This window comes from Acinetobacter sp. 1566109 (assembly GCF_000582255.1).
Lineage (GTDB): Bacteria > Pseudomonadota > Gammaproteobacteria > Pseudomonadales > Moraxellaceae > Acinetobacter > Acinetobacter nosocomialis.
The window spans coordinates 1-2,567 of sequence record NZ_JEYB01000125.1 but is presented as its reverse complement, the minus strand read 5'-3'; the positions used below and the strand labels follow the sequence as shown (position 1 = coordinate 2,567).

The 2,567-nt window shown below is 31.8% G+C and carries 3 protein-coding genes; 2 read left to right on the top strand and 1 reads right to left on the bottom strand.

Going from position 1 to position 2,567, the window contains the following annotated elements; translation table 11 throughout:
• The first annotated feature begins 490 nt into the window (after positions 1–490).
• Both J582_RS24535 and J582_RS24530 read left to right on the top strand, forming a co-directional pair.
• Positions 491–1,369 (top strand): MetQ/NlpA family ABC transporter substrate-binding protein, encoded by an 879-nt coding sequence (locus J582_RS24535; protein ID WP_017393614.1) that lies wholly within the window; start codon positions 491–493, stop codon positions 1,367–1,369.
• A gap of 251 nt (positions 1,370–1,620) precedes the next feature.
• Entirely contained in the window at positions 1,621–2,067 is a 447-nt protein-coding gene (locus J582_RS24530; protein WP_017393615.1) for a DUF6334 family protein, read from the top strand.
• 229 nt (positions 2,068–2,296) lie between these two features.
• Here the strand turns inward: J582_RS24530 and J582_RS24525 are convergent.
• On the bottom strand, positions 2,297–2,567 hold a 271-nt coding region (locus J582_RS24525; RefSeq protein ID WP_031959711.1), incomplete at its 5' end, for a transposase family protein.

Genomic DNA, 2,567 nt, shown 5'->3' with positions numbered 1-2,567 from the left:
TGCACCGGTCTTGAAAACCGACGAGGGTGTGAGTCCTCCGTGAGTTCGAATCTCACCGCTTCCGCCAAATTCGAAAAGCACCTGTTAATAGCAGGGGCTTTTTTTATGCCTAAAATAAAAATTACAACTCTATTTAGCTTAAATATTGCTAATAAATCCTAAAAATTTCATATAAATCAAATATGTATGTTGTATTTGAGAAATGTTTATGTTTTCAATATGTTGCTGTGAGCATGACTATATATCAGAATTGAACAAGTTATTTGTAGAATATTCACTTGTTGATATATGATGATCCCATATTTAGAGGCTGTTTCAAAACATAATTCTATTGTTTAGCGAGCAAGTTCACGGAAAGAATAATGCTGAATTCAGGCTTCTAAACCCTATATCTGGAAATTATTTCCAGCCAAATTTTGCATTTCGACCCAATGGTTGGGAATGCCTCACTCTTTTGTGGGTTAGGCGTTTCCTATTTTAGGATGTATCTATGAAAAAATTATTTAGTGTACTGTTCAGCGCATCTGTACTCACACTGACAGCATGTAATAAACAACCTGCACAAACTGAAAATACTGCACCAGCTAAAGACAAAGGTGAGTCAGTTCGAACAATTAAACTGGTTTCAACAGGTTCAGATACTGACGTATGGAAATACGTTGCAACGCTTCCTGAGACTAAAGAAGCTGGTATTAAACTCGAAGTGACTAACTTAACTGACTATGTTGTGCTCAATACATCTGTCGCAAATGGTGAGCAAGATGTAAATGCGTTCCAGTCATTCAACTATTTGGCAGCATACAATGCTTCAAATAAAGCTAAAGTTGCTGCTGTTGCAACAACTTACTTGGAACCAATGGGTATTTATGCAAATAAAATTAAAACTGTTGATGAGTTCCCACAAGGCGCTACCATTGCTATTCCAAATGATACTGCCAATGAAGCTCGTGCATTAACATTATTACAGTCTGCTAAACTGATTAAACTTAAACCGAACTTTGACCCTGTAAAAGGGACTACGAACGACATTGCTGAAAACCCTAAAAATTTACAATTAAAACCAATTCAAATGACTACAGCAGTTCGTGTTAAAAACGATGTAGATGCAATTGTACTTGGTAATACATTGGCACTTGAAGGTGGCCTCAATGTAATGAAAGATTCTATCTTCCGTGAGCCAATTGATCAGTCTACTAAACTTTATGTCAATTTATTGGGTGTAGCTGAAGCAAACAAAAATGATCCAATCTATACGAAACTTGGTGAACTTTACCACTTACCTAAAGTACAAAAATTCGTGAATGAAAAATTCGGTGGCACAAAAGTTGAAGTGAACAAACCTGTTTCTGAATTTGCAGACATCAAATAAGTAATTTTTTAATTAAAATTATTTTTCAAAGCTAAGCCACACTAATCGGGGCTTAGCTTTTTATTTATAATGTTGTACTTAAGCTAACTTATAATAAAATATTTATTAACTTCATTAGAAAATTAAGTAGGGAAGATATTTAAAGTTAGTTGTTGCGTTAGTAGTTATAGTCTGAGAAATTAAATTACTCATAGAGTATTTTTTTTAAATATATAACTTTTGGAATTGGTAATTGATAATAAGGTAAAAATATGGTGCAAAGCGATATTTTTGATGCAATTAAAAATATTGATGAAGTTCGAAAAATAGATGATCTTTATTTAGTTGTAGATGGAGAGTCCAATTCTGAAGACCCAGTCGAAAGTATAATATTTGAAATTAATAAAAAGTTTTGGGTTATTACAGTTAATCATAATTTTGATGAAATTGAATTAAAGGTCTTATCTTGCTTACCAAATAAGGCAATACAACAACGATATTCAGATAATTTATCAAGTCTAAAAGAATTAGAAATTGGAACAATGTTCGCTATCGTCAATGAAAGAGGATATACAGATGGGAGTAAGCTCATGCTTTACGACCATTCATTGAAAGAATCTAAGAGGAATCCATTTTTTGCTGTATTAACGATTGTTGCTTTGGCTTCTGGGTTGCAATATGAATTAAGAAAAACAGGAGTTGATACATATCTGATTTAGTTCATACATGTATCTATAAAAATTATTCAATATTAGATATATATGATAAGATATTTAATAAATATATCTGAGAATTAGGACAATCGAAAATTGTTTGAACTAAACTTATGTAAGTACATTTATGAAGAAGAAAAAAAAGAAATTATTGATGAAATTTATTTTGAAAAAATATGCGTTGATAATAATAAAGTTGTAGTAAGTAATTTTAATAGACCTCTTGCGAAAGTCGTTATTGCAAGTTCATCCGATTTACCAGTGCAGCGATTAAGTTAATGCGTAAACCGAATCTTTTCCGTCTATTTCGATAGCGTTCACTTAATATTCTAAATGTTTTCAATTGACTATTAATATGTTCGATCACAACTCGTATTTTTCCAATCATTTTATTGTACTTTTTCTCAACATCAAATAAGGGTAAATTCTTCTTTTTCTTTATTGGCATCAATAATTTAAAGCCATCTTGCTCTAATCCGTAGTACCCTAAATCGGTCATAACATAT